Here is a 25,434-nt window from a genome sequence, read left to right as displayed (position 1 = left end):
AGGATTTTTCTCCTTCGAAGGCTATGTCCTTTGTTTTTCTTCTCAAAAAGGTGGTCCGGGAAGAATTAGAAAAGGAAATCAAACAGAGCCAGCTTTCTGATGACTTGCTGGAGTTTGAATCAAAAATAGATAATCTTGCGCTTCTCTCCTTTGATAAATACATTAAATGTCGGGAGCTGATTTACAAACTTAAGACGGATGAACTGCAAAGAATGACTTTCACGTTATTAAAGAAAGCAAATTTAATGTCCGAAATTCCTGTGCAGGAATTTGAACACAGAGACTAGAAATAAGGCTAACCTTGTTTAACATAAGAACTCTCAATTTCATTCAAGTATGTGGGTGCAACTGAATAAAAATAATGCATTAAGAGACTGAACTTCAGTCTCTTAATGCATTATTAAATGTAATAGGGCTGGCGGACTATTAACAATGAACAATCATCGTTGAAATAATGGTTGTTGTCAGTCAGTATTGTAGGTAGAATAGTGGTTATAGCAATTAATACTAAAAGGAGCGAACAAAATGAAAATGAAAAGAAAAATCAGAATCACACTTAGCTTAGATTCTGAGGTTTTGAAGAGATTGGACAAACTTTGTGAAGATAAAAACTTGAGCCGCCCACAAGTAATCGAAATGATTTTTTCTACGGATGGTGTCACAGTTGATTATATGACAGATCAGATTAAGCGACTCGGTTTAGGAATTGGATTTTAAGGAGATTCGACGATAAATTTTGTCTCTTACTCTGCTTTCATTACGCCAATGGGTCTTAAGGAAGGAAACAGTCGCCAGTAATCATGATGGCAGCTGTTTCCTTCTGTCTTTCACCAACCTGTTCGTAAGAAAAGATATAAGCCCAAGATTATTAATAATGCGCCACTTAGATAAGTAATGTAGTGGCCCCACTTCTGTAAACGAGGTAGACTCTTCAAAACAGCTGTAAAGGTACCCACAACAATCAATGGTAACCCGTGACCCAGACCATAAATAAAGAGCAATAAAGCACCATACCATAGTACGCCTTGACCAGCAACATAAGTCATCAAGACTGCCAACACTGGAGTCGCACAGGGCGAAGCAACTAGACCAAACAATAAACCAACTCCAAAAGATCCTAAAAATCTACCGTTTTGCTTAGGCATAGTTTTTAAACCTGGTAAATTAAAATTAATAATCCCTATTAGTTGCAATCCCATGAAGATAGCAAAGAAGCCCATCATATAAAGCCATACAGAACCGATTTGACCGAAAGCTTTACCTAGCAGAGAGGCTATTACACCCAACATAGCAAATGTAACGGCTAAACCTAAGACAAAAGAGGTTGAAGCGCTAAAGCCTTTTAGTTTAGAAGGTTTTTCCAAACCACCAATATATCCCAACATGACTGGTAACATTGATAACATACAGGGACTTAGGCTAGTTAGTAATCCCCCTAAGAAAATTAGAATTAAGATGGATAATCCGCCGGTCGTCAAAGCATTAGGGATCGTTTCGTAGAAGAAGGATTCCGACCAGTTACTGGTCGGATTTCCTGAAGTTATGGCATTCTCTAAAGTATATTCACTTTGAGGGCCAGTATCACTGAAAGTTATTTTTCCATGTTGATCAATCACAAAATAGGCGGGGATATAATAGATGTTAAATTGCTTAGCAAGAACTTGTCCTTGAGGATCATCAATATCGACGATTATAAAATTAATATTATGATTATATTTTTTCTCTAGAGCCAGCACCACGGGCTCCATGCTCTTACAGCTGGGTCACCACTTGGCATAAAACTCCAGGAAGATTGGTGTGTCGGATTTCTGCGCTGCTTGGAAAGCAACTAACGGTTGGCTGGTTACCTGAAACTCTGATTGACCAGTAAATCTAGGGGCAACCAGAGCCATGATAGATAAAACGGCAACGGTTATTAAAATCAGCACTCTATTCTTCATCTTCATCTTGATGCTTCACCCCCCTTTACACTTTTAGCGACTACAAGGTATCTCTCATTACTTTACCATGTATTTCTGATTTATATAAGTCAGGAAAGCAGTCAACGCTTTGAACAAACGCCGAGACGGAGAGGCCGCCGCATTGAACGGCGAATCTTCAGCCTTGGGGGTTCTCATTCATCAGAAATTCACAACTCATTCACAGCATACTCGAATTGATTCGGTATACTAGGGAACATAAAGCAGCGTGGCGATTAAATCTCTTCGAGTGATATTAAAGGAGGAAATATGATGAATAAGAAAAAATGGATTGTTGGACTCTCAATTGCAAGTATGGTGGCGCTTTTAGGTGGAGTATTTATCCTAAACCCAGGGTCGGTAGTTGCTCAATCAGTTGAAAAACCACTTGATCTTGCTTCCAGAGTTGCTATAACTCCAAATCAAGGAACCGCTACTGACGGAAGCAGTACAACTAATGTTCATTATGCTGTAACAAGGCAACTAATAAACACGACACCGTCTTCCACGAACAATAATTCCAATGGCGTAACTACTCCAGGGTACAACGGTTATAATGGGGGATATGGTATGATGGGTGGTTTAGGTGAAAATGGTTATAGCGGAGGCTATGGCATGATGGGTGGCCTAGGTGAAAATGGTTATAGCGGGGGATATGGCATGATGGGTGGCCTAGGTGAAAATGGCTATAGCGGGAGATATGGCATGATGGGTGGTCTAGGTGAAAATGGCGGAGGCTATGGTATGATGGGTGGCTCAGGTACAAATGGATACGGTGGAGGTTATTACGGTATGATGGGCGGAGGTTATAACGCCCAAAGTTTGGGTGTTAGCCTCACTAATGGTCAAGTTGCTACATCGGATCAAGCTATAGCTATTACCAAAGCATATATTCAAAAGCTGAACCCGGATGTAGTTATAGCTAAACTTTCTGAATTTTCCAATGGGTATGAAGTAGAGCTCAGAGAGGTGAAGACAGGGACTGAAGCCTATGAAGTTATAGTTTATAAAAATGGTGGACAGGTTATCCCTGAGATGGGCCCGAATATTATGTGGAATACCAAATACGGAGCTATAAATTGGAGTGATCCTGGGGAGGTTACGGTCAGTGAAGAACAGGCCACGAAGAATGCGCAAGAGTTTGTTACTAGAATGGGCCAAGGATATTCAATTGGAAAAGCGGAACTAGCTCCAGGTTATTATGAATTTATGATTCAAAAAGATGGCAAGGATTACTCAGAGCTGGACGTTAACGGATATACGGGTCAAGTTTGGTTTGAAAACTGGCAAGGACCGATTCTAAATACAATTGATGTTAAGTGAAATAAAGGTGGCTGAGGGTTTAACCCTCAGCCACCTTTAGGCCTTTAGGAAGCTTGACCGTGAATTCAGTCTCTTTGCCGACATCACTCTGCACAGAGATTGTCCCATGATGGAGGTCCGTGATTTGTTGAACCAGCGCTAGACCAATTCCGGTTCCCCCAGTTTCACGGGTCCGGGATTTATCGGCACGATAAAAACGCTCGAAGATAAATGGGAGATCGTCTTCTGAGATGCCTAGACCTGTGTTTTTGATTTCGATTTCGGCGAAATCGGATGTTTGTGTAAGAGCAACGGTGAGTTGACCGCCAATATCTGAGTACCGATAGGCGTTGTGAACGAGATTGTAAAAGAGCCTTGTTAGGAGGCGCGCATCCCCCGACGTGGTCACGAGCTCTGCTGGTGCATTCCATATCAGGGCTAATTGCTTTTCCTGGATAAGAGGATGAAGACTATGAATCACTTTCTCCAGAAGATGCCCCAGATTCACAGGTTCGAGGATTAGAGTTAAAGCACCCATTTCCGCTACATTTAAATCCTTTAGGTCGCTGGACAGGTCAACTAAGCGGTCAATCTCCTCATGAATGGAGGAGAGGTTTTCTTGATCAGCAGGAAGGACATCGTCTTGAAAGGCTTCAATATAGCTTTTAATGGAGGTTAAGGGTGTACGTAGTTCGTGAGCTATCGCTGCAGCAAACTGTTTGCGCAGAGTTTCTTGGCGATTTAGATTATCCACCATTGCGTTAAAAGCGGTGGCTAATTGTCCTACCTCGTCTTTGGCTTGAATAGTCACGCGCCCATCCAGGTGTCCTTGACCGATGCGATCGGCGGCTTGAGTTAAACGCTTCAGCGGTGCGACGAGACGACGGCTTGTGAAGTAACTGAGGATTATCCCGAACAGAAGTGCTAACCCTCCAGCGAGGAGGAGAGAACGAAAGACTGAGGATTGGAAGAGGACATCTTGGGGATTCAGAATCTGGGCGCTCGCCGGATAACGGATGAGGGCGGTAGCGATTGTCCCGAGAGGTCCGGACACCGTTAAGGTCATCGTTTTCCAACTCGTGATAGAAGAAGAGGACATCATACTCATCCCCATACTGCCTTGAGCGTGCATCATGCCTTCCATCGGGTTGTTCAACGTAGCTATGAGTTTGCCGCTAGGATCGGTTAAGGTGACACTCGTGCCAACAGGCAGGGAATTGCTGATTTCACTCAGAGACGCAAGATCCCAAGCTCCTTTGCTCTGATAAAGAACACTGAGACGAGTAGGTAATTGTTCTAAAGTGGTTTCGTTCGTCTTAGTTAGATAATTGCTGAACTGTTGATGAAAGACCAGATTTACAGAAAGCATGCTGAGAGTCAAGGTAATAAGTACAATGATTAGCGTGGAGAGGAAAAGTTTTTTAAGCATTTTATGCCCCTTTGCTGGGATTAAACTTGTACCCGACGCCGTAGACCGTCAGAATAAGTTGAGGATCACTTGGGGTAGTTTCTATCTTTTGACGGATCTTTTTAATATGAGCGTCAATCACGCGGTCATCGCCCTCAAAGTTGTGCCCCTGAACTATTTCTACCAATTGTCCGCGTGAATATACTCGACCGGGGTGTTTCGCTAAGGCCCCAAGGATTTTGAACTCAGTTGGAGTAAGAAAGACCTCTTGCTCATGAAGCCGAATTTCATGTTGAATATTATCAATGGTAAGACCGTTATCATAAGAGACTACATCAGCCAGAGGTGCAGTTTCATTATTGGTCCGACGTAGAACAGCTCGAACACGGGCAACCACTTCGCGGGGGCTAAATGGTTTGGTGATGTAATCGTCAGCGCCAATGCTCAATCCATTAAGGCGGTCCTCTTCTTCAACTTTTGCAGTGAGCATGATGATGGGGACAGAGGATATTTTGCGAATTTCACTGCAAATTTCTGTTCCTGACATGCCGGGGAGCATTAGATCAAGGATGAGGAGGTCGAACTTATTTTCTTTAAACATGGTCAGGGCAACAAGCCCGTTAATAGCCGTGCTGACCTGAAAGCCCTCTTGTTGAAGGTAAGCCTTGAGCACGGTTGTAATTTTTTTTTCGTCATCAACGAGTAAAATTCTCATTATGCAACTCCTTTCAAAGACCCATTATATAAGGGAAAGGCAGGTTTCGGCAATAATCTACAATTGGGAGTACACTGCTAACAGAACTAGTCCCCATAGGCTTATAAAAGCCTTACGGAGACTAGTTCTGTTAGATATAGGAGAGTGCTGCTAAAGGATCTAACAGAATCGCTCGTCTAGCTGGAAGGACAATGGAGACTATACCGATTAAGACCGAAGCGCCTATAGAGAGCAAAGCCATTAAGGGGTGTAATTGAAAAGTAACAGCTTTTTGAAAAGCTATAGGGCCGAGTAAAGTGGGGGTAAGCAAGCCCAAGAAAAATCCCAGAACACCCCCAGAGAGACTAACCAAGGAAATTTCTTGGATCAGGATGGAAAGAATATGGCGACGGCGAAAACCGATGGCTCGAAGGATCCCAAGTTCGGCAATTCGGTCATTGATGTTTCCTGTCGTCGTAACGAATACAATCAAAACCCCGATAATCCCTAATAAAGAAGAAACTATTAAGGAAAAATTTGAAAAGCGGTCAACACTTTCTTTGGTACCCTGAACTAATTGAGATACTTCGGCGACGTTGGCTTCTGGTAAAAGTTTAGCTAAGCTGACCGTCGTTTTATCTGGGTCAGAGGTGTTGAGCTCAATCATGGACCAAGAATCAATTCCGGTAATGGCTCGAGATGTATCGAAATTTGTAAAAACACCGTTGTCCTCTGAGCCGCCAGTTTCTTGCATTACTCCGACGACTGGGTATGTTTGGTGGTTGAGCTCTAGAGTGCTCCCAACAACTAGATTTCCTTGACGAGCAAGGTTCGAACCGATAATGACTTCTCCGTCAGCGGGTTGTCGTCCTTGAATATGCCACCACGGCTTCATCTTTAATTCACTGGGAAAGTCCACTCCGATGACCAGAAAATGATTACTGACGCTCACGGCTGAGCCAATAATTTTTGGGGCGATTCCATTGATCATGAGATTTGTGCTCGTTTTGATTTTAGCCAAAATGTTATTATTCAAGCTTTTAATCTCGTAATTAACACCCGGAATGGAGAGACCGCCGTAGCTGAGTGTAAAATGTTCAGACTTGGGAGTAATTTCGACGTTGGCACCATATTGGGTTAAACTTTTTTGTAAATTATCTTGCATGCCTTTTGCCAGCGTATTCAGAGTGACCGTTATGCCAATCACCAATATGAAGGTTAGAAGTAAAAAGGCAGTTTTCCCTTTACGCCGACGTAAGTTTTGGATTGCTATGTCAGTAAGTGTCATATAGTACCTCCAAAATCGAAGCTCGAGGTACGAGGCTCGATGTTCGCGCCTCGCGCCTCGCTCATCATATATAACGCAAAGATTCAGTAGGGTCAAGTCTTGCTGCTTTCCAAGCTGGATAAAGACTTGCTACTAGGCCAATTATGAGAGATGCCCCTAAGGCATAAAGAAGCAAATTAGATTGCCAAAGGATTGGTACTTGAGCTTTAACTAAAACGGATCCAAAGTTCACTGCCGCACCCATCCCAAGAAGGTAACCTAAAAGCCCACCCAAAGTACTTAAAAGACCTGCTTCAGTAAGAACAATTTGGATAATGTGGCGTTTGCGGAAACCGATCGACCGCAAAATTCCTATCTCTCGGGTCCGTTCCTCAACAGAGGACTTCATAGTCAAAGTAATAACTAGACTGCTAGCTAGGAAGAGAATAATGGATACGCTTCTGGCGAATAAGTTGAACTTATTGAGCGTATCATTGCGAGATTCAAGGGTGGATCTTAAAGCAGTTACCTGGGTGCCAGGTAATATAGCGGTTAATTGTTTGGTTACCTCATCGATGGGACAAGAATAACAAAAAGCAGCGGCTTCTATAAGACTGATAGCATTTGGCCGGTTGGCCAGTTTTTGGAGTACAGCCAAGTCGATAAACACAGCTTGGTCATTATCTGCAGAACCTGTAGGTTGGATGACTCCTGCTACTCTAAAATCTTGTCCTTTGATCGTGATGGTTTGGTTGAGGCTCAAACTCAACGAACGAGCCACGTCACTTCCTAATATAACTTCGTTGGCAGATGGAATTTGGTCTTGAGTGAGGCCGCTTACTGTCCACCATTTTTTAAGGTGTAATTCTTGTGGGAAATCTACGCCCAGTAATAGAACGGTTTGTCCTTTGATAGTCGTGTCGACTAAAAGCTTGGGGGCAATGGTAGCCAAGGTTTCCTTGTTTTTAATCGTTTTCATAAGTGGAATGAGGGACATGTCGAGTGCTTTGACTTGAGTCGGAGCCTCGACGGTTATACCGCCAAAAGTCAGGGCTTGTCCAGTATCAGGAAGAATAAGGATATTTGAACCGAATTGATCCAGTTTGTTGGCCACATCTTCTTTCATGGCTTGGGTTGTCGTGAAGAGGAAGATAATTGAAGCAACCCCAATAATTACACTGAGCACTAGTAAAGTGGAGCGCATTTTACGGCGGCGCAGGTTTTGAAACGCTATATCTGTTAAACGCATTGAGTTTCCCCCTTAGGTCTCTTGAGGCATTGAAGCTAAAACACCATCACGGATATAAACTGTGCGGGAGACCCATTCTAAGTTTTCTTTGTTATGAGTTACCATAATGATGGTTAGACCGTCGCGATTAAGGGCTTGGAATAATTCTAACAGTTCTACTGCCGTTTTCGAGTCCAGGCTTCCGGTAGGTTCATCGGCAAAAATAATCGCGGGTTGGTTAACGATGGCTCGAGCAATAGCTACCCGATTTTGCTCGCCGCCGGACAATTGACTGGGAAGACGCAGGGATTTTGAAGTTAAGCCTACTTTATCCAGAACGGCCAGAGCCATTTCTCGTTGTTCTTTCCCTGGCCTGGAGGAGATAGCCAGAGGGAGCATGACGTTTTCTAAGGCGGTGAGATAGGGAATCAATTGATATTGTTGAAAAACAAACCCGACGTATTCGTGCCGGAAATCGGCTAATCGTTCTGGTGCTAAAGCATAAACATCAATATCGTCGATGATGAGTTTACCAGAGGTGGGCGGATTTAATCCTCCAAGAATACTTAGTAAAGTGCTTTTCCCAGAACCTGACGGACCCATTAAAGCCAAAAATTCGCCTTCTGCAATCTCTAAATTAACATTTTTTAAGGCTTCGACAACACCGTCTCCACCTCGATAGGTCTTGGTGGCTTCACAGACCCTTATTAAAGACATTTGGTTATTTCCTCCCAAATCACAAGATATATTTAGGAACGTTACATTATTATAAGTAAGCGGTAGTGCTAAAGCAAATCTTTCATGATCCTACAATTATTAGAGTGAACGCACTCGTAAGAACGAGTGCGTTATAGCATAATCATTATATTTGCTAGGAGGAGCGTTTTTAGATCATACTCTGGGTGACCAGGTATCTAGGACAGCTTGGGGAATCTCAAGGTTATCGCCGTTTAAAGAGTAGGTCAATGCTTGAGGAGGATAATCTTGGCAGCCGCCGCTTATTCCTTTAAATGTCTGGAGATCCCAAGTCGTTCCACAAGTGTTACAAATTATTTGATTTCCAGTAATATGAAAGGAATCTCCTTTACAAGGTTCACAATAGCTTACAGCCACCATTACTTTACCATCGGGTTGGATGAAGGCCGTCAACGGAACAGTCTTGCCGTTGGCCGTGTATTCTGTCCGTATGAACTTCTTTTCTTTTACCATACTTAGGGTAGTTACAATTTCTTTACTATTTTCTACCTTGCTGGCAATCACCGTTTGCTCTAGGTTATCGTTCGGGCTATAATCTATTTTTTGTCCGGTATCTGCAGCGGCCTTAGTAGAGGCGCTTGGATTATTGCTATTGCTAAATAAAAAATAGGAACCAATAACAATCATAACAGCTACAATGCCGACAATACTGAAAAGACCCGCTTTGCTTTTCTTTTGTTGAGTAAATTTCTGCTTCTTATTTTCACGGTTATTTTTCATTTCGATATCCTCCTTGAAAAAAATATAATTGATAAATAGATCTTTTCAATTAAAAACTGGTATTTGACAAGGTCCTAATCAAAGTGTCTTTAAATAGTAACTAAATCGAGAAACAACAAAATGATTATACATTTTTTTAACCAACTTATAAAGAAGAATATTGTGGTAAATAAAATTAACTTTTTAAGTTACATTCGCATTCCCATTCGTACAGTAAAGGTAAGAAAGTTTAAAATACCGAAGAGCAAGATAACAATTAAATATGGCAGAGAGACGGACAAGGCTTTACTCACACCATAGTTCTTTTTAGCAATTCTGTAGGCAGTGTAAAGAGAACCGAGAGTTCCAGCGATAACTAAGAGGTATTGCATAATTTGAATCGTTGGATCGGAAACGAAGTCAGTCGGTCCCTCAAGATGCGTCCCCAAGAGTCCCATGAAGGTGTAGTAGATTGACTTCCCTTCAGCCAGAAGATGGAACAAGTTGTGGGCCATGTGAGAAGCGAGGTCCAGTGGAATGACGGCATATCCAAAACGCGCAAAGGCATTACGTAAAGTCTCACCTGTGAAACGTTTAGAAACTGCAGTAGCCGCGAAAAGTAGCAATACAGGTGTCGCCATCGCTAAAATAAAGAGAATTGTAAAGGCAACGTCTTGATTAGCGATACCTAATGTTTGTTCCACCCACTTTAAGAAGGAGGGATAAAAGTCTAACATCGTGACGTTTTGAACAAAAACAATTCCTACGATGACAATCGCTAAGAACGATTCTTCAAAACGGGCTCTGGTCATGGACCAGAATTCACTGGTAGGGATACGGGGGGTTAGGCGAATTGAGTCATGGGGACAGCTTTTGATACAGTTACCGCAGAGATTACAGTTGGCGTTGTTTTCCATGGCCATCGGAAATTCAAACATCGGACAACCGGGTACTTTGTCATTGCCTTTATAGCAATCTCTTGTTTTGCAGGTTTTACAAGTGGCTTTGTCTGCTCGGAGTTCTAACATACCTGCGCGGGAATAGTTGCCGGACAAACTACCTAGAAAACAGAGATACCGACACCAAGTACGGCGTTCGAAGAGTAGCGCAGTGACCATAACCCCACCTAAGATGAGTAAGAGGAGGGTTCCAGATCCTCGGGGAGATTCAACGATTCCCCAAACGTGATCAGACCAGGTGATAAAGATAAAGGTAATATCGATGATCCAGAGACCGTTTTTACGGATAAAGTTGGGAACCTTGAGATTGGCTCCAAATAATTTTTGAGTTAGATCGCTCACCCAGGCAAATGGACAAATCCCACACCAAAACCGACCGAGGAGAAAGAAGAAAAAAGGGATTAATGGCCACCAAAGAACCCAGGTTGCGGCTGTGCCAAAGTTATCATGGGCAACTGAGGGTCCTGCTAAGGTTTCAACCATGATAACCGCAAAAACTAAAACGGTAATCCATTGGAATACCCTGGGGAATAAAGAGCTTTTCAGAAAACGTTTGAGCCATGAGTAATTAAGGAGGTTTAGTGGTTGCTTTTTAGTAGACATATTGATGGCCTCTACTTTCCTAGTTTTTCTTTCGTTTCAATAGTGCTGCAACAAGCCCGACAATTACGACAACACCGGCGACACTACCAATTAAGACTAGGTTAGGTCCAGATTTACCGATAGTAATAGGAAAATTGACAGTGCTTTCGCCCAAAGACGAAGTGATAGTCATCGATTGGTTCCATTGTCCAGGTTGGTTAAACATCATTCCTTCCACCATGTAGGAACCAGGGTCCATAGCCATGCCACCCATTGAGGATTGCTCCTGCATGGCTGTACCCTCTTGTTTATCCATGCTGGAAGACATGTTCATGCCAGCCATGCCGCTATCACCAGTGCTACTGGACAACATTGTTGATTTGCTCATCATTACTTTGGCGCCTGTCACGGGTTGCCCGGTGGCCTTATCTTTTAATATTATTGTCATGGTTCCAGCTTGGTTGACCATAAGGTTTTCCGGATTGGTCTGCATAGTTACATGATAGGGTCCAGCGTCTTGTTCAAGTTCGCCAGATGTAGCTAGAGTATTAGTGGCAAACAAGAGAGTTAAGAGTAATAGGGATAGGGAAAAAAGGATTTTCTTCATTGGTTTTGTTAGGTAATTCATGGTACACGCTCCCTTAAAAATATTGACGGACAATCTTACTGCAAAAGTGATGCCAAGTTGCGCTTTGTTTATGAATATGATTCAATAGTAACAGGATCTAGAAACTGCTCCAGGCTAGATTTAGTAACACTTTAAAGTAAGTTACAAAAGATTTTTCTTAGTCATTAATAAACATGAAAGAAACTATAAAGTCTTAAGAACTAGATGGATAATTAGCATTGGTGTTGGATAAAACACAGTGTAGTGTGTCTTATCCAACACTGGCATCTTAGCTACATACTATTAAAAGACTATTAAGCATTCAGTAAGATTAAATTCTACGGGTTGTTGCTGCTGGCGTTGACTAGCCACTTTCGGAGTTAAGCCAGGGCTAAAGAAGGACACCCTTAATATAGTAATGATTTTAAAGGAAGTGGAGAGAGTGCGTCGGATTTTAGTGGCTGATGATGAGGCTAATATGCGCTGGGTTCTAGAACGGGCCTTAACAAAAGCTGGTTACGAAGTGGAAACGGTGGAGGATGGACAACTCGCCTTAGATCGGGCTTTGGCGGAGCGTCCTGATCTTGTCCTTGTGGATTTAAAAATGCCGAAGATGGACGGCTTAAGTCTGTTGCCCAGATTGAAAGAGCGATATCCGGATTTACTGATGGTCATGATGACTGCCCACGGAAGTACCTCCACAGCAGTTGAAGCCATGAAGGCTGGAGCTCAGGATTATTTGATGAAACCTTTTGATATAGATGAACTGTTGATCACAGTGGCTAAGGCCTTTGAAGTGGAAAGCTTGCGCGAGCAGGTGGACTATTTGAAAGGGGAGGTTCAGAACGGTGGTTGGCAACTAGTAGGTAACAGCGAGACGATGCAAGCTGTTAAACATTTGGTTGAACGAGTTGCTCCAACGCCAGCAACGGTCCTTATTCATGGGGAGTCGGGCACAGGAAAGGAACTGGTGGCTCATGCCATTCATACCTTAAGCCCATGCGTTGATGGACCTTATATCCGGGTGAATTGTGCAGCACTGACAGAGACCCTATTGGAAAGTGAATTGTTTGGACATGAGAAAGGTTCGTTTACAGGGGCCCACGCCCGAAAAACAGGACGATTTGAATTAGCGGATGGGGGGACGCTCTTCCTTGATGAAATTGGCGAGTTGTCATTTAATGTTCAAGCCAAACTGTTGCGGGTACTCCAGGAGCGGACGTTCGAACGAGTTGGCGGAGAAAAAACCATTAAGGTTGATGTAAGGATCATCGCGGCAACGAATCGAGACTTACTTAAGGAGGCTCAAGAAGGACGCTTTCGAGAGGATTTATATTATCGGCTCAATGTTTTTCCAATTTTCGTGCCTCCTTTACGGGAACGTCGAGAGGATATTTCTGAGCTGACTGAACATTTCTTGGAAAAACTTAGGACCTATGGTGGAAGCAAAACTCTTGGTCCAGGAGTCCTATCTCAACTTAAGGCCTATACTTGGCCGGGAAATGTGCGCGAACTAGAAAATGTCGTAGAACGTATGGTAATTATTTCTCAAGGGGCAGAGATTGAGATGGATAGTTTGCCCTTCTTGGGTATTCCACCAAAATTGGAGAAGAACATCGGAGGTTTTGTGCTGCCAACAGAAGGGATTTCCCTCGAAGAGTTTGAGAAATCGTTTCTCCAGCAGGCTATGGAACACACGGGGGGAAACCAAAGTCAGGCGGCAAAACAGTTAGGCCTTTCTAGGCATGCCTTTTTATACCGTTTAGAAAAATACGGAATAGATCCTCACTGGGGTATGTAGAGAGGAGGCCCGTTTGTTGAAACATGAATTTCCTGATCAAAATCAAGCCCGCACGCTCTTTGACCTCATCGCGATCGGGCTTGTCATGGCCATTTTAACGGCTGTTCACTACACAAATTACCATTATGAAATGAATTACCACATCCTTTTGCAATTCGCGTACTACCTTCCAGTGATTTATGCTGCCATGCGCTTTGGTCCTGCTGGGGGGATCCTATCCGGCTTGGTCATTACGCTTCTCATCTTACCGTTTATGACCCATTTCCATGCCATGAACCCATCTGCCATCTATACTCAATGGGTAGAAATTGGCTTGATCAACGTGATTGGCTGGTTGACAGGATTTCTAACTGGGCAGGAGCGGAGGGCAAAACGCAAATATCAAATCGCTTTAACTGTCCAAAAGGAATTGGTGGAGAAGTTAAAGCAAGAAGGTCTGGAGCGTGAACGCTTGGAAGAGGAGATCCGACAAACAGAACGCCTAACGGCTTTGGGGCATATGAGTTCTGGGTTGGCTCATGAAATACGCAATCCTTTAGGCATCATGAAGGTGAGCATTCAACTCCTGGCTCAAGAGAAAGTCGAGGATGGGGTTGTTTCAGAATATTGCCGAGTGCTTCTGGAAGAGTGCGAACGGCTAAATCGCTTGGTGAGCGATTTTCTTTCTTTTGCCCGTCCGAAGGAATTAGCACGTAAACGAATGTCCTTGGGAAAACTCTTGGACGAAGGTGTTAATCTGCTCAATCCTGCCTTAAGGCAGCACGGCATTGTCTTGAAGCAGGTGAGAGGTCAAGTGGACAAGCAAGAAGTTGAATTTGATCCGGATCAAATGAAGCAAGTAATCCTGAATATCATACTCAATGCCATCGATGCCCAGAGAGAAGGTGGTGTTATTCAACTCGAGGGGGTTAAACGGGATGGCTTTGTTGGTTTCGCCGTGAGCGACGAGGGACCGGGTATTTCGCCAGACATCATGCCCTATATTTATGACCCGTTTTTTACGACCAAGGAAAAAGGGACTGGATTAGGGTTATCCGTTGTGCATCGTATCCTTGATCTGCATGGAGGGAAGATAGTCGCTATGAATCGGAGGGATCGAGGGGTTCGAGTGGAGATATTGTTGCCGTTAAGTGAACTATAAATCAAAATGCCACGCTTATCTCAAGCGTGGCATTTTAATTTATAGTTTAAATCTTTTAAAAGAATAAGCGGTTAGAGAAGCCTCTATAACCTAAATTACCTTGGTTAGCTTGATAACCTTGGAAACCTTGGTCAACAACAACGTTTCTCGTCGTCGGTTGATAATAATGCTGGGGAACATCAACAATATTCTGGCGGTTAATAGTCACTATAGGATGAATTACAGGAACAACTCGTTGAGTGTAATAGTCTCGCACGCAATATTGTGGCGGACAACAAATCGGTTTTACACAACCATACATCAGAAAACCACCTCCTATATTTAATGTAGTATATGCAACAAAGAATCGATTGGTAACATTTAACAATAATTCCTTGCTGTATCTCCTCCAATAAACAGGCCTAGGAATCCCTTCTATAAATTGCCGGAGCACAGTATTGTGATACGTTCAATGGACTGGAAATATTGACAGAACAAGTAATAGGTTATATATTAAAACTAATAAGTGTATATACACGCTAAAATTTAGCATAGATCATAGATCATAGATCATAGATCATAGAGAAAGGCGTTAAGTCGATGAAACGTATCAAATCCAAACCAAAATCTTCTAGTCCATGTCACTGTTTGAATATAAGACGGGCTTCTCGGGCGGTAACTCAATTTTATGAAAAAGTTTTGGAACCAAGTGGACTTAAAGTTACGCAGTATTCGTTATTGCGGAATCTCGAGTGGTTGGAGTCAGTTAATATGAGTGTGCTGGCCAAAACAATGCGCATTGACCGAACTACTTTGAACAGAAATATGAAACCACTGATCAATGCCGGTCTAATAGCGGTTAATCCCGGAGAAGATTCACGTTCCAAGCAGGTGATGCTTACAGAGGTTGGTAAAACTGTGTTATTCAATGCTTTGGAGCTATGGAGTGAAGCCCAAGCATCATTGGAGGAATATTTAGGGGTAGAAGAGTTGGAGAGTCTTGAGAAATCGCTTTCCAAACTGGAAGCGCTAATTTGATAAATTCCTTTGGTAGAAATACTTTTAGAGAAGTAGTTCGACTAATTACGTGTATATGCACTAATGACTTCATTTACTGAAACATCATTGAAAAGAAAGGAGAGAGCAAGATTAAGATTAATTTTAATATGTGACTGTGAGTCATCAAATGATTACTGACTCGAACAACAGAACACGTTTTATATAAGTTTTGCATTGCATCTGAAGCTTAGCTGAAATTGCATGGTGCGGTAAACATAGTTAAAACATCAGATTAAATTAACTAGGGGGGAATGAGCATGTCACTTACAACCCAAATCAAAGAATTTGCCTTAGACATTGGGTATAGCAAGGTCGGCATTATACCTGCTAATGGCTTTCCTGAATACATCACCGATTTAACCAATAGACATGAAATGTATTCTTTTTATCTCAAGGGACCATCTCGTCCGTTGGTTGCCGCAGAACCTCGGTCGTTGATGCCTACGGCAAAGTCGATCATTACAACAGTTTATGACTATTCCCAAAAAAGCTTTCCTGAGGAATTAACAGATAAAATTGGTCGAGTTTATCAAGCCAGGTGTTATAATGCACCGCCTGAACGGATCAATGGTGCCAGACCAGAATTAATGAGGGGATTTCTGCGCAAACTCGGCTGTGAAGTAGGCGACAAGATCAGTTTGCCTGAACGATTGGTCGCGGCCAAAGCAGGCATAGTGAATTACGGCAGAAATAATTTCGCTTATGCCGAAGGTATTGGTTCCTTCATCTACCTTACGTCGTTTGTTGTCGATCAAGAGCTTGATTATGATAGTCCTACTGTGGAGGTTGGTTGTCCAGAAGGATGTTCCGCTTGTATGAAAGCATGTCCGACGCAAGCCATTTACGAACCCTTAAAATTAGATCCACGCCGTTGCATAGCATTCAATACATTTATGACGCAAGAGCGAATAGCCGGCAGTCATATTGAACCTAAAATCCGTGAAAAAATGGGGACCAAAGTTCATGGATGCGACATTTGTCAAGAGGTGTGTCCTCGCAATCAGATGAAGTTACAAGCAAAGCTGCCAGACGATGAGTTTTTAGTGAAAGTAGCCCGAGATTTCAGTCTTTCGCAAATGCTCAACATGACGGATGAGTTTTACTCGACAAGGATACAACCTTTGATGTACAACTATATAAAAGAGAGGAAATACTTTCAGCGAAATGCGGCCATTGCTCTTGGCAATCTTGGCGACCCTGCATTTGTGCCTGATTTGGCAGTTGCCATGAATGATCCTGAAGAGTTAGTACGTGGATACGCCGCATGGGCTCTAGGAAAAATAGGTGGCAGATCAGCTAAACAAATTTTGGAGGAAAATCTCAGCAGGGAAACATCTGAATCTGTCAAGCAAGAAATTAGAGAAGCATTATTGTAAGCAGAATTAAGTCCAGACTGGTACAGACAGGATTCTCTCGGAGGTATTTGCGAACACTTACTTAATGAAAGTGGAGGTATCTGAGATGGAAACTAATTACCGAATTGCTTATGACAAATACTGGAGGGATTTAAAGAGAAAGGTGCCGGAAAAAATTGCCACCCAGCTTAATGTGACCTACAGTAGTGAAACTCGTCAATTCGTCGTGACGTTTTTTGACTCAGAGTATATTTTGGACTGGAATGACCAAACAGTCTACAGAAAAACAGATGGACAGGTCCCGGAAATAATGGCTTCAATAATCATGCTGAATTACCTGGCTTATGCGCGATCACCTCAAGAAACTCCTAAAAAATGGGTTAGTCTCAAAGAAATACCGAACGGTGGGATGTTGTTTTATCCCGCGTTTCATAAAAACTCGATCCTTGGTTTGATCAAGGCATTTGGACATCAGTCCCATCAATTATTGGAGTGTGCCGCAACCATGGGTGGAAAACCCGCATCCTTTGGCAGTGCATCTGCAATTTTTCGGGCCTTTCCCGAAATTCCGCTGTGTGTGATTATATGGGAAGGTGACGAAGATGTTCGAGCCAATGCCACTATTCTCTTCGAGCCGTCCGTTGAACATCTGTTGCACATGGAGAGCGTAATCGGTCTCGGAATGTATCTGGCGAGCAAATTAAAGAAGCAAGCAAGTTTGTCTTCACCTCTACCAGCGTCGATGTGACCTGCAATAATGTCCTATACGAAGAGTGAGTAGAAACGCTATAATGCTCTAAAGTACCGTTAAGGAGTAAGCTTTATGAACTTTACAGCGTTTTTTGCCTATTGCATTATTGTAACCTTCACACCAGGCCCAACCAATATTGTTATTCTGTCGACGGTACATAACTATGGAATGAAAAAAGCCCTCGAATTTACAGCCGGTGCGACACTTGCCTTTGGGATATTACTAGCGCTTTCGGCGACATTCAACAGCGTCTTGTTTAACCTAATGCCGGATATAAAAAGAGTCATGGGAATAGTTGGCGCTCTTTACATGCTTTACTTGGCCCAGAAACTATATAAAATGGATGCATCGGCAGATGTAGCGGAGCAAAGCGGAACTTTTATAACAGGATTTCTCATGCAATTTGTCAATCCGAAGGTCGTTTTGTTTGTATTAACGGTCATATCTAATTTTGTGATTCCCAATTATTCATCGTTCACCTATCTGGCTTTATACGTTGCCATCATTACAGCTATAGGAATGGCGGCTTTTATGACGTGGGTCATTTTGGGTACAGTCTTAAAGCGGTTTCTGAGCGAATACCAGAGTTTCGTTAACACTGTGATGGCCTTATCTCTAATATATTGTGCATTAATGGTATCTGGTTGGCGAGAGCTGTTTATGAGGTGATTATATGGAGAAATTCTTATATAAGAAATCAGCAGGTATAACCGTTCTGTCTGCAAGTATGACTGAATTTGTATACAAGCGCCATTCTCATGAAGAATATGCCCTGGGTGTGACACTGCGCGGCATACAGCAGTATCACTTAGATGGACAGTTATGTTCGTCACATCGAAACGGTGTAATGCTCTTTAACCCGGAACAGGCTCATGATGGTAGTGCGGCCGATAAAGACGGCATTGATTATGTGATGCTCTATATTCCAACAGAACTGCTTTCAGAGATATCAGGCAACAAGGAGATACTTTGTTTTTCAGCGCCCATTGTTTATAATGACAAGCTTGCGCTGTCTATTTTGAATTTGGCTCATTGCATTTTAAACGACAGAGACGAAGCATTAGGCAGTGAACTGCTCTTAAAACTTATTACCGACGTTACCACATCACATATACAGACGGCTAGTCTCAAACAGGATGCTCTTATGCAAAAGTCTGTAGAAATGATCCGCTATAATCTAGGAACTGTGTTAAAGCTGGATGATATCTGTCGTGAACTTCAGATATCGAAATATCGGTTCATCCGCTTATTTAAAGCATATGCTGGAATTTCACCTTATCAATATTTCTTGAACTGCAAGGTGGAGTGTGCCAAGCAGCTCATTGAAGCAAGTGAAGATATCTACACTGTAGTATCAGACTGTGGTTTTTTTGACTTGGCTCATTTAAACAGACATTTCAAAGGAATTTATGGCACTACCGCGTATGAATATTTACAATATGTAAAAATGTAAAACGGAAAAGGATCATTGAAATGTTATGGGATATTAAGATCAAACATCGTATAATCTCGGCCAAAATTTGGTCGAGATTATATTATTTTCAAGTATTCTTATGAAATCGAAGCAGAGAGTGGGGAGGGTGTCAATAATTTAGGTTGACACTTTTAAGGGGAATATGTATAATTCTTCAAAAGATATTGATAATCATTATCAATATCGATATCTTTATTCTAGATTAAGGTGGATTAAAACAATAATCTAAAGTATTACACAGGCAAGGTGAGAGTTTTTCCATAATGAGCTGGGGTTATAGTTTTATAGTTAGGGCCCTTAAAGTTAAACAGATCATCTTTTAAGCATAGAAAGGTTGAGATAAATGTTTAACAAAAGAAAAGAAACCATTAAATCCGCACAGATCAGTGAGCTGGAATTAGCATCCATCATGGCTATACTCGATGCAGTTAGCACTGGTGATTTAAGCAAACAGATCAGTGCTTCAGAACAAGGAACATCACCTCAAGGACAGGAACTATTGCAAAAAATAAACTATCTTATAAATAACTACGAGTCAGCATTTAAAAGCACAACACAAAGACTTACTCAAGTCGTTTCAGCTACATATGAGGAGCTTAAAGTTATCCGTGTGCAGAACGAAGGCCTTACTGAGCAGGTTGAGCAGATTAAACAAATTACAAGTGCAGTATGTAATACAGCCCAATCCGTAGAAAGTGTGGCTATTTCTACGACAGCTGAAATTGCAGATGCTGCTCTGGAGGCAAAACGCAGCTCACATGCTAGCGTTGCTAATGTTAAAGAATTGCTTGAACAGATTAATATGATTAAAACTAGCTTCAACAAACTGCGCAGTGAAAATGCTGAGCAGAAAGAATACGTCTTACAGATCGGACAAATTACCGATATTATAGGCCATATTGCAAATCAGACAAACCTCCTTGCGCTCAATGCAGCTATCGCGGCTGCGAGAGCAGGAGAGGCAGGTCGAGGGTTTGCAGTTGTTGCTCAGGAAGTACGTAAACTTGCAGAGTAAACCCAATTATCTGTGCAAGATATCGCTGGAAAGGTTTCAAATTTAACAGAGCAAACCTTAATAACAACATCTCATATAGAAAATCTAAGTAGTTCTACAGATGGGGCGGCGTCGAAAGCTTCTATTATTGAGGAATCACTTGACAAATTAATCACAAGTATTGAGAGGACAGAACAACAGGTAGATAACATTGCCCCTATGACACAGGAACAATCCGCAACGTTTGAGGAAATTGCTGCAACTATTGACAATGTCTCAGATACCTATGCTAAAACAGTAGAAAACTCAATTGAGTCAGCAAGAAAACTAAGAGAAATAGGGATTCTTGTTGAAGGGATGCGCAAAGATACTGCGCGCTTTAAAGTTAATCTAACGTCCGTGGAGCTTATAAATCTGGCCATTACGGATCATCAACTATGGATTTGGCGTATTGATTCGATGCTTTTAGATAATGATGTAATAGATCCGCATGTTGCGGGTGATTTCAATACATGTCAGCTTGGCAAATGGTTAAATCTAGAAATGGAGTTAAAAGGTCGGAACAAGTTTCAGAAGATGTATAGCACTCATGTTGATTTCCACGTACTTGCAGAGAATGCAGTTAGAGCTATGAACGCTGGGAGCAAAGAAGAGGCCCAGAAGTATCTTAGACAAATGCATGTCCTTTCAGAGCAACTGGTAGAAAAGCTAAAAGAGTTGCAGAAGGTGTGTGGATAATTCAAAAAAGAGAACTTATCCCATAAGAAAGATCTCTCGGGCAAACGCTCGGGAGGTCTTTCTTTATCGAGACATTTCTCAGAAGAGACCAAATAAGTTATCAAATAAGTTAGCAAATCTCAAAGGGGTTCCGTACTTTGTAGGGGCGCATCATTTCGTTGTCTTCATGGTCAAGAATATGACAGTGCCACACATACCCTGGACCTTTGGCTGGATTAAACGGATAAAGATTGATGCCTGGGACAGAGAATGTAGCATTTTGAGGTGCAAAACGCACCCTGATCGTGGTTACTTGCCCGGGATAGGCTTGGATCGTGTCTTTCCAACCATCTTCATGAGCGGGTGGATTAATTGGACCATCGAGCAGATAGTCTTTCACTGGTAATACCTTCGTAGGATGATCAAGCGGAGGCTGACCGTTTAAGGCTAACCAATCATCGGTATACTTGGTTACCAGAAAATCTTGTCGACTAACTAGACGGAACTGAACTAAGTGAAGGTGAATAGGGTGGGCATCCATCGTCAGGTTGACAATCTGCCAATCCTCCGTCGCGCCGACCAAAGGCAGTTCGGAAATGGGGGCACTCCAATGTTGACCATCCAATAGTACTTCCAAAGGCCCGTTGGGCCCCTCAACTTCAAAGAGAGTCAAAGTTTTTTTTCGGCTGTTCGGAATTAACGGTTCTAGGATGTTTAAGATCTTAGGCAAGGGAGGCGGTATAATTTGAGGTTTGTTGAGCACTGTAAACTGCATAATTTGGAACGTCGTCAGAGGATCGGGCGGATCCCCACTGGGGAACGGGGCATTGGCATCATTAGTCAAGATTAATTGAGTGCCAGGGGATAACTGGGAAAAATCAACTAAGATATCAGCACGTTCGCCAGGTGCCAGGAGCAAGGAGATGAGTTGAACAGGTTTGGGTAGGTAGCCCCCATCAGTGCCAATTTGAATAAAAGGCATCAAGTTAGAGAACATTAGGTTATAAAAACGGGCGTTGGAGCCGTTTAAAACCCGAAAACGGTACTGTCTCGGTTCAACATTTAAATTGGGCCACACTTTGCCATTGACCATAATAGTATCCCCGAAAAATTCTGGCATCCAGTACGGGTGGATGTCTGGATTGACACCAGTGTCGGGAAAGGCAAAGGAACCATCGTCAAGGAAAGAGCGATCTTGAATAGCTAGAGGAATCTCATATTTTCCATGGGGCAGTACGGAATGTTGTTTATCTAGGTGGTTATGAGGATCGCGTAATAGATAGAAACCAGCTAACCCCATTAGGACATTCAGGCGAGTTATGCCCAGGGCATGGTCATGGTACCATAAGGTAGTCGGTTCCTGTTCATTTACGTAGTGAAGGCGGGATTTTTGAAAAGCTGGACCAGTGATGGCTTCTCCAGCTGTAAACCAAGCGTCGGGGTGACCGTCCGAATCCGATTCGGTCTCGCCGCCATGGAGATGTGTAACAATTGGCACCGGGCTTTGGGCTAAAGGGAATCCCGGTGGGAATGGCGGAAAGGGTGGCATTGGCATGTCCATATAATTGGGGTCAGCCCAGTGAATAGTAGGATCGACTGCCAAAGGCTGGGGTTCGATTAGGTTGTTTATCCACTGCACATTAATCGGAATTTTTCGCTTAGCTTCGAAGGTAGCACCGGGTGTGGAGCGGAAATCAGATATGACCTCACCGGTTTCTGGAATCCTAACTTTGCCGCCATAGCCCCACACAGTAGTTTCAGGGAAGGCTGCCGGCAAAATTTGCTGGGTAAACTGACTGACTGTTACCTCATAATTGTGGCTTATTACCTTGCCTGTGACTGGATGCCTAACTATTAAAGGCTCAAATACTGGTGGAACAACCAACTCGTGGGCAAACTTTGGGCTAGTTGTCGGGTCAAGCGGATAAGGCATATGAGTTCCCCTCTCATCATTTAAATTTCTATATTGATATGCACACTTGTGATTTGAAGTGCTAAACGATTCTAGTTAATGAGAGACTCTAAATCATTAGGACGATTAGATCGATGATTAGATCGATCATACCTTCAGATGGAGTTGCCAAATTCTAATCAAATGCAGTTTAGGCGAAGAGAGATCACTAAATATTTGAGTGGTTTTAAATATCTTTGTTAACCCCTTGTCAACGCAGAGTACTTTTGTTATCATATATCTTGAATATCAAACAATATTATAATCGTAAATTATCATCATTAAAACAGTATGAAAATCTTACTATTCTGAAGGGGGAGTTTTTATGACCATCAATGAGGAGCTGACCCATGAACTCTTGGCGTTTTTCAATGGGTTTTCTTCCTGGGAAAATTCAATTGTGCGATCCAGTGAGTTAACGGTTTCTGAGGCCCATGCTATAGAGGTGCTTGGTGAACATGAAAAAATTAATATGAAAGGTTTAGCTCAGAAGTTGGGGGTTACAACAGGAACCACGACGGTAACGGTGGATCGCTTAGAAAAGAAGAATTTTGCTCGCCGTGAATCGACGAAAGAAGATAGGCGTGTAAATCTCATCAGTTTGACTGACTTAGGTAAGAAGGCCTTTGAGGAACATCATGACTTCCACATGCATTTGACAGAGCAAATGACGTCCATTTTAAGTGATGATGAAATCAAGCAGTTTTTGAACACCTTAAAAAAAATCAATGCCGAAACTTTTTAAACGTTGGGAATAATGACTCCATCGGGCTATAGATCGATGGAGTTAAGCTTAGAAGGTACATAACCTTGAAGTTTGTAAAATAAAGGATAAGAGGAGAAATCGATATGAAAACGTCGTGGATTTCGCTTTGGTCGAGACATAAAGGTTTGATTGTTACGATCCTAAGTTTAGGATTTCTTATTTTGGCTTGGCTTTCGGGTCGATATGGTCATCCTGAGTTTGAAACTCCGTTCTACCTTTTGGCTTATGCCATTGGTGGATATCAGAAAGCCTGGGAAGGATTGCAAACACTGATCAAGGAAAAGGATTTAGATGTCGATTTGCTTATGGTCGTAGCGGCAATTGGTGCAGCTAGTATCGGATTTTGGAGAGATGGGGCTATTTTAATCTTAATTTTCTCCCTAAGTGGTGCCTTGGAAGGATATACTCTGGAGAGAACGAATGACGAAATTAAGTCTATCATGAAGCTACGCCCGGAAGAGGCTATTGTGTTACATGGAAACCAAGAGAAGAGGATTCGAGTCGAAGAATTGCAACAAGGTGATCTCTTGTTAGTCAGGCCAGGAGAGAGGATCGCGACAGATGGGATTGTGCGCGAGGGATATTCTTCTGTGAATCAATCATCGATAACCGGGGAATCAATTCCCATAGACAAGTCGGCAGGTGAAGAGGTTTTTGCTGGAACTATGAATGGACAGGGCACCTTAGTTATCGAAATGACCAAACCCGCAGAGGCAACCTTGCTTGCCAAAATCATCCATCTGGTTCGAGAGGCGCAAAGCGAAAGACCCCCCAGTCAATTATTCATGGAGCGTTTTGAAGGTATTTACGCGAAAATTGTGATCACTGGTGCAGTTTTGATTTCAGTCTTGTCACCTTTGCTAGGGTTGTCTTGGAGTGACGCAATTTACAAGGCTATGATCTTTCTCGTCGTAGCCTCACCTTGTGCGCTGGTTTCCTCAGTTATGCCCGCTGTATTATCCGGGATTTCGAACGGAGCTCGCCAAGGTATCTTATTCAAAGGGGGGGCCTATCTGGAAGCTATCGGTGATGTGAGTGTAGTGGCTTTTGACAAAACCGGAACTCTCACCGAGGGAATACCAAGAATTACTCAAGTGATACCTTATGGTAGCTATACTGAAAGTGAAGTCTTAAGAATCGCCGCTTCTTTGGAAACGTGGTCAGAGCATCCTATTGCTAAGGCTATAACCCGCGAAGCGAAGGAAAAAAATCTCCACCTGAGTACAGCCTCAAAACTTGAAGCGGTGCCCGGATTTGGAGTACAGGGAATAGTGGAGGGTCAGGAACATCGAATTGGGAAATTAGACCTGAGCGAAGGGGAAATATCGGAAGAGGAAATGAAGGCGGTTCGGGAACTGGAGAAGCAAGGGAATACGGTGATCTTTGTTCAGGTAGGAAAAGAACGAATCGGTGTCTTAGCAGTTCAGGACACTCTGCGACCGCAAGCGAAAGAATCAATAAGTAGACTGAAAAAAATGGGAATTAAAGTTGTGATGTTGACCGGAGATAGCTCTTCAACTGCTAAAATAATGGGTGATCAGGTGGGTGTCGACCAAGTATATTCCGAACTTCTGCCAGAGGATAAAGTAGATATAATAAAAAAATTAGGGGAATACGGCAAAGTTGCCATGGTCGGCGACGGTGTAAACGATGCTCCGGCTTTGGCGGTTTCTTCCGTGGGTGTCGCCATGGGCGCTGCCGGAACTGATGTAGCATTAGAGACAGCTAATGTAGTCCTGATGGCTGATGATATTTCTAAGGTCTCTTATGCCATTGCCTTAGGGCGTCGCTCGACTAGGGTGGTTAAACAAAATGTGGCTTTTGCTGTTACAGTCATGTTTTTACTGATACTATCTAATTTTTTCGGGAACATAAATCTACCGCTAGGTGTGATCGGACACGAAGGGAGTACAATCATCGTCATTATTAGTGGCTTACGCTTACTGAGGTAAGTTGCTCCAAAAAGCAAACGCTCTAACCAATCGG

Annotated in this window: 26 protein-coding genes; 14 read left to right on the top strand and 12 right to left on the bottom strand. The window is 42.7% G+C overall.

All coding sequences use genetic code 11. The annotated features are described in order from the left end of the window. A partial coding sequence (locus DOT_RS10645) for an RsbRD N-terminal domain-containing protein (protein WP_009618123.1) occupies positions 1–287 on the top strand: 287 nt, incomplete at its 5' end. A 238-nt stretch (positions 288–525) separates the two neighbouring features. Next, positions 526–717, top strand: coding sequence for a ribbon-helix-helix protein, CopG family (locus tag DOT_RS10640; protein WP_009618122.1), 192 nt, complete (start codon positions 526–528; stop codon positions 715–717). Positions 718–827: 110 nt separating this feature from the next. Here DOT_RS10640 and DOT_RS10635 read toward each other — a convergent pair whose 3' ends face one another. Both DOT_RS10635 and DOT_RS10630 read right to left on the bottom strand, forming a co-directional pair. Next, positions 828–1,748 (bottom strand): cytochrome c biogenesis protein CcdA, encoded by a 921-nt coding sequence (locus DOT_RS10635; RefSeq protein WP_009618121.1) that lies wholly within the window; start codon positions 1,746–1,748, stop codon positions 828–830. 15 nt (positions 1,749–1,763) lie between these two features. Next, a complete protein-coding gene (locus DOT_RS10630; protein WP_009618120.1) occupies positions 1,764–1,946 on the bottom strand; it encodes a hypothetical protein in 183 nt (60 codons plus the stop codon). Between the two features lie 285 nt (positions 1,947–2,231). On the opposite strand from DOT_RS10630, the gene DOT_RS10625 reads away from it, so the two are divergent. Beyond that, positions 2,232–3,281 carry a hypothetical protein gene (locus DOT_RS10625; RefSeq protein ID WP_050809862.1) on the top strand — a complete coding sequence of 350 codons (1,050 nt, stop codon included), beginning with the start codon at positions 2,232–2,234 and terminating at the stop codon, positions 3,279–3,281. 19 nt (positions 3,282–3,300) lie between these two features. On the opposite strand, the gene DOT_RS10620 is transcribed toward DOT_RS10625, so the two are convergent. The 8 genes from DOT_RS10620 to DOT_RS10585 all read right to left on the bottom strand — a co-directional run bounded on the left by DOT_RS10620 (position 3,301) and on the right by DOT_RS10585 (position 11,481). Further along, positions 3,301–4,689, bottom strand: a complete 1,389-nt coding sequence (locus DOT_RS10620) for an ATP-binding protein (protein ID WP_009618118.1) — start codon at positions 4,687–4,689, stop codon at positions 3,301–3,303. Between the two features lies 1 nt (position 4,690). Then, on the bottom strand, positions 4,691–5,383 hold the full coding sequence (locus DOT_RS10615; protein ID WP_009618117.1) for a response regulator transcription factor: 693 nt from the start codon (positions 5,381–5,383) through the stop codon (positions 4,691–4,693). Between the two features lie 130 nt (positions 5,384–5,513). Continuing rightward, on the bottom strand, positions 5,514–6,650 hold the full coding sequence (locus tag DOT_RS10610; RefSeq protein ID WP_009618110.1) for an ABC transporter permease: 1,137 nt from the start codon (positions 6,648–6,650) through the stop codon (positions 5,514–5,516). Between the two features lie 64 nt (positions 6,651–6,714). Further along, complete coding sequence (locus tag DOT_RS10605; protein ID WP_009618108.1) at positions 6,715–7,878, bottom strand: FtsX-like permease family protein; 1,164 nt, start codon at positions 7,876–7,878, stop codon at positions 6,715–6,717. Positions 7,879–7,890: 12 nt separating this feature from the next. After that, positions 7,891–8,574: an ABC transporter ATP-binding protein gene (locus DOT_RS10600; RefSeq protein ID WP_009618106.1), complete on the bottom strand. Its 684-nt coding sequence runs from the start codon at positions 8,572–8,574 to the stop codon at positions 7,891–7,893. Positions 8,575–8,748: 174 nt separating this feature from the next. Beyond that, the gene (locus tag DOT_RS10595) at positions 8,749–9,333 is read right to left on the bottom strand and encodes a DUF2318 domain-containing protein (RefSeq protein ID WP_009618104.1); all 585 of its coding nucleotides are present in this window, start codon (positions 9,331–9,333) and stop codon (positions 8,749–8,751) included. A gap of 188 nt (positions 9,334–9,521) precedes the next feature. Next, positions 9,522–10,874: a 4Fe-4S binding protein gene (locus DOT_RS10590; protein ID WP_009618102.1), complete on the bottom strand. Its 1,353-nt coding sequence runs from the start codon at positions 10,872–10,874 to the stop codon at positions 9,522–9,524. Positions 10,875–10,893: 19 nt separating this feature from the next. After that, a complete protein-coding gene (locus tag DOT_RS10585; RefSeq protein WP_009618100.1) occupies positions 10,894–11,481 on the bottom strand; it encodes a hypothetical protein in 588 nt (195 codons plus the stop codon). Positions 11,482–11,902: 421 nt separating this feature from the next. On the opposite strand from DOT_RS10585, the gene DOT_RS10580 reads away from it, so the two are divergent. Then, positions 11,903–13,261, top strand: a complete 1,359-nt coding sequence (locus DOT_RS10580) for a sigma-54 dependent transcriptional regulator (protein ID WP_040411848.1) — start codon at positions 11,903–11,905, stop codon at positions 13,259–13,261. Positions 13,262–13,277: 16 nt separating this feature from the next. Beyond that, positions 13,278–14,402 (top strand): ATP-binding protein, encoded by a 1,125-nt coding sequence (locus DOT_RS10575; protein ID WP_242833815.1) that lies wholly within the window; start codon positions 13,278–13,280, stop codon positions 14,400–14,402. 55 nt (positions 14,403–14,457) lie between these two features. Here DOT_RS10575 and DOT_RS10570 read toward each other — a convergent pair whose 3' ends face one another. Next, on the bottom strand, positions 14,458–14,703 hold the full coding sequence (locus DOT_RS10570) for a hypothetical protein (RefSeq protein WP_009618095.1): 246 nt from the start codon (positions 14,701–14,703) through the stop codon (positions 14,458–14,460). A 278-nt stretch (positions 14,704–14,981) separates the two neighbouring features. Here DOT_RS10570 and DOT_RS10565 point away from each other — a divergent pair, with 278 nt between their 5' ends. From DOT_RS10565 to DOT_RS10535, 7 genes are all read left to right on the top strand, one after another. Continuing rightward, positions 14,982–15,419, top strand: a complete 438-nt coding sequence (locus DOT_RS10565; RefSeq protein WP_009618093.1) for a MarR family winged helix-turn-helix transcriptional regulator — start codon at positions 14,982–14,984, stop codon at positions 15,417–15,419. Positions 15,420–15,697: 278 nt separating this feature from the next. Next, the gene (locus DOT_RS10560; protein WP_009618092.1) at positions 15,698–16,816 is read left to right on the top strand and encodes a HEAT repeat domain-containing protein; all 1,119 of its coding nucleotides are present in this window, start codon (positions 15,698–15,700) and stop codon (positions 16,814–16,816) included. A gap of 85 nt (positions 16,817–16,901) precedes the next feature. Then, positions 16,902–17,543: a DUF3786 domain-containing protein gene (locus tag DOT_RS10555; RefSeq protein WP_009618090.1), complete on the top strand. Its 642-nt coding sequence runs from the start codon at positions 16,902–16,904 to the stop codon at positions 17,541–17,543. A gap of 75 nt (positions 17,544–17,618) precedes the next feature. Beyond that, positions 17,619–18,215, top strand: a complete 597-nt coding sequence (locus tag DOT_RS10550; RefSeq protein WP_009618089.1) for a LysE family transporter — start codon at positions 17,619–17,621, stop codon at positions 18,213–18,215. 4 nt (positions 18,216–18,219) lie between these two features. Continuing rightward, positions 18,220–18,999, top strand: coding sequence for an AraC family transcriptional regulator (locus tag DOT_RS10545; RefSeq protein ID WP_009618088.1), 780 nt, complete (start codon positions 18,220–18,222; stop codon positions 18,997–18,999). Positions 19,000–19,363: 364 nt separating this feature from the next. Then, positions 19,364–20,035, top strand: coding sequence for a methyl-accepting chemotaxis protein (locus tag DOT_RS10540; protein WP_009618087.1), 672 nt, complete (start codon positions 19,364–19,366; stop codon positions 20,033–20,035). A 12-nt stretch (positions 20,036–20,047) separates the two neighbouring features. Then, positions 20,048–20,752, top strand: coding sequence for a CZB domain-containing protein (locus DOT_RS10535; RefSeq protein WP_009618086.1), 705 nt, complete (start codon positions 20,048–20,050; stop codon positions 20,750–20,752). Between the two features lie 109 nt (positions 20,753–20,861). Here the strand turns inward: DOT_RS10535 and DOT_RS10530 are convergent, their stop codons facing one another. Next, positions 20,862–22,664 carry a multicopper oxidase gene (locus DOT_RS10530; RefSeq protein WP_009618085.1) on the bottom strand — a complete coding sequence of 601 codons (1,803 nt, stop codon included), beginning with the start codon at positions 22,662–22,664 and terminating at the stop codon, positions 20,862–20,864. Between the two features lie 343 nt (positions 22,665–23,007). On the opposite strand from DOT_RS10530, the gene DOT_RS10525 reads away from it, so the two are divergent. Then, positions 23,008–23,427 carry a MarR family transcriptional regulator gene (locus tag DOT_RS10525; RefSeq protein WP_009618083.1) on the top strand — a complete coding sequence of 140 codons (420 nt, stop codon included), beginning with the start codon at positions 23,008–23,010 and terminating at the stop codon, positions 23,425–23,427. 104 nt (positions 23,428–23,531) lie between these two features. Beyond that, the gene (locus tag DOT_RS10520) at positions 23,532–25,400 is read left to right on the top strand and encodes a heavy metal translocating P-type ATPase (protein WP_009618081.1); all 1,869 of its coding nucleotides are present in this window, start codon (positions 23,532–23,534) and stop codon (positions 25,398–25,400) included. Positions 25,401–25,434: the final 34 nt, after the last annotated feature.

This window comes from Desulfosporosinus sp. OT, from assembly GCF_000224515.1.
Taxonomy (GTDB): Bacteria; Bacillota; Desulfitobacteriia; order Desulfitobacteriales; family Desulfitobacteriaceae; genus Desulfosporosinus.
The sequence above is the reverse complement of the archived record's forward strand: the minus strand, read 5'-3'. Positions and strand labels throughout refer to the sequence as shown.

Excerpts from the sequence above, each read along its gene's own strand:
- DOT_RS10640 (WP_009618122.1), top strand. The coding sequence starts at position 526 with ATGAAAATGAAAAGAAAAATCAGAATCACACTTAGCTTAGATTCTGAG.
- DOT_RS10635 (WP_009618121.1), bottom strand. The coding sequence starts at position 1,748 with ATGGAGCCCGTGGTGCTGGCTCTAGAGAAAAAATATAATCATAATATT.
- DOT_RS10630 (WP_009618120.1), bottom strand. The coding sequence starts at position 1,946 with ATGAAGATGAAGAATAGAGTGCTGATTTTAATAACCGTTGCCGTTTTA.
- DOT_RS10625 (WP_050809862.1), top strand. The coding sequence starts at position 2,232 with ATGAATAAGAAAAAATGGATTGTTGGACTCTCAATTGCAAGTATGGTG.
- DOT_RS10620 (WP_009618118.1), bottom strand. The coding sequence starts at position 4,689 with ATGCTTAAAAAACTTTTCCTCTCCACGCTAATCATTGTACTTATTACC.
- DOT_RS10615 (WP_009618117.1), bottom strand. The coding sequence starts at position 5,383 with ATGAGAATTTTACTCGTTGATGACGAAAAAAAAATTACAACCGTGCTC.
- DOT_RS10610 (WP_009618110.1), bottom strand. The coding sequence starts at position 6,650 with ATGACACTTACTGACATAGCAATCCAAAACTTACGTCGGCGTAAAGGG.
- DOT_RS10605 (WP_009618108.1), bottom strand. The coding sequence starts at position 7,878 with ATGCGTTTAACAGATATAGCGTTTCAAAACCTGCGCCGCCGTAAAATG.
- DOT_RS10600 (WP_009618106.1), bottom strand. The coding sequence starts at position 8,574 with ATGTCTTTAATAAGGGTCTGTGAAGCCACCAAGACCTATCGAGGTGGA.
- DOT_RS10595 (WP_009618104.1), bottom strand. The coding sequence starts at position 9,333 with ATGAAAAATAACCGTGAAAATAAGAAGCAGAAATTTACTCAACAAAAG.
- DOT_RS10590 (WP_009618102.1), bottom strand. The coding sequence starts at position 10,874 with ATGTCTACTAAAAAGCAACCACTAAACCTCCTTAATTACTCATGGCTC.
- DOT_RS10585 (WP_009618100.1), bottom strand. The coding sequence starts at position 11,481 with ATGAATTACCTAACAAAACCAATGAAGAAAATCCTTTTTTCCCTATCC.
- DOT_RS10570 (WP_009618095.1), bottom strand. The coding sequence starts at position 14,703 with ATGTATGGTTGTGTAAAACCGATTTGTTGTCCGCCACAATATTGCGTG.
- DOT_RS10565 (WP_009618093.1), top strand. The coding sequence starts at position 14,982 with ATGAAACGTATCAAATCCAAACCAAAATCTTCTAGTCCATGTCACTGT.
- DOT_RS10560 (WP_009618092.1), top strand. The coding sequence starts at position 15,698 with ATGTCACTTACAACCCAAATCAAAGAATTTGCCTTAGACATTGGGTAT.
- DOT_RS10555 (WP_009618090.1), top strand. The coding sequence starts at position 16,902 with ATGGAAACTAATTACCGAATTGCTTATGACAAATACTGGAGGGATTTA.
- DOT_RS10550 (WP_009618089.1), top strand. The coding sequence starts at position 17,619 with ATGAACTTTACAGCGTTTTTTGCCTATTGCATTATTGTAACCTTCACA.
- DOT_RS10545 (WP_009618088.1), top strand. The coding sequence starts at position 18,220 with ATGGAGAAATTCTTATATAAGAAATCAGCAGGTATAACCGTTCTGTCT.
- DOT_RS10540 (WP_009618087.1), top strand. The coding sequence starts at position 19,364 with ATGTTTAACAAAAGAAAAGAAACCATTAAATCCGCACAGATCAGTGAG.
- DOT_RS10530 (WP_009618085.1), bottom strand. The coding sequence starts at position 22,664 with ATGCCTTATCCGCTTGACCCGACAACTAGCCCAAAGTTTGCCCACGAG.
- DOT_RS10525 (WP_009618083.1), top strand. The coding sequence starts at position 23,008 with ATGACCATCAATGAGGAGCTGACCCATGAACTCTTGGCGTTTTTCAAT.
- DOT_RS10520 (WP_009618081.1), top strand. The coding sequence starts at position 23,532 with ATGAAAACGTCGTGGATTTCGCTTTGGTCGAGACATAAAGGTTTGATT.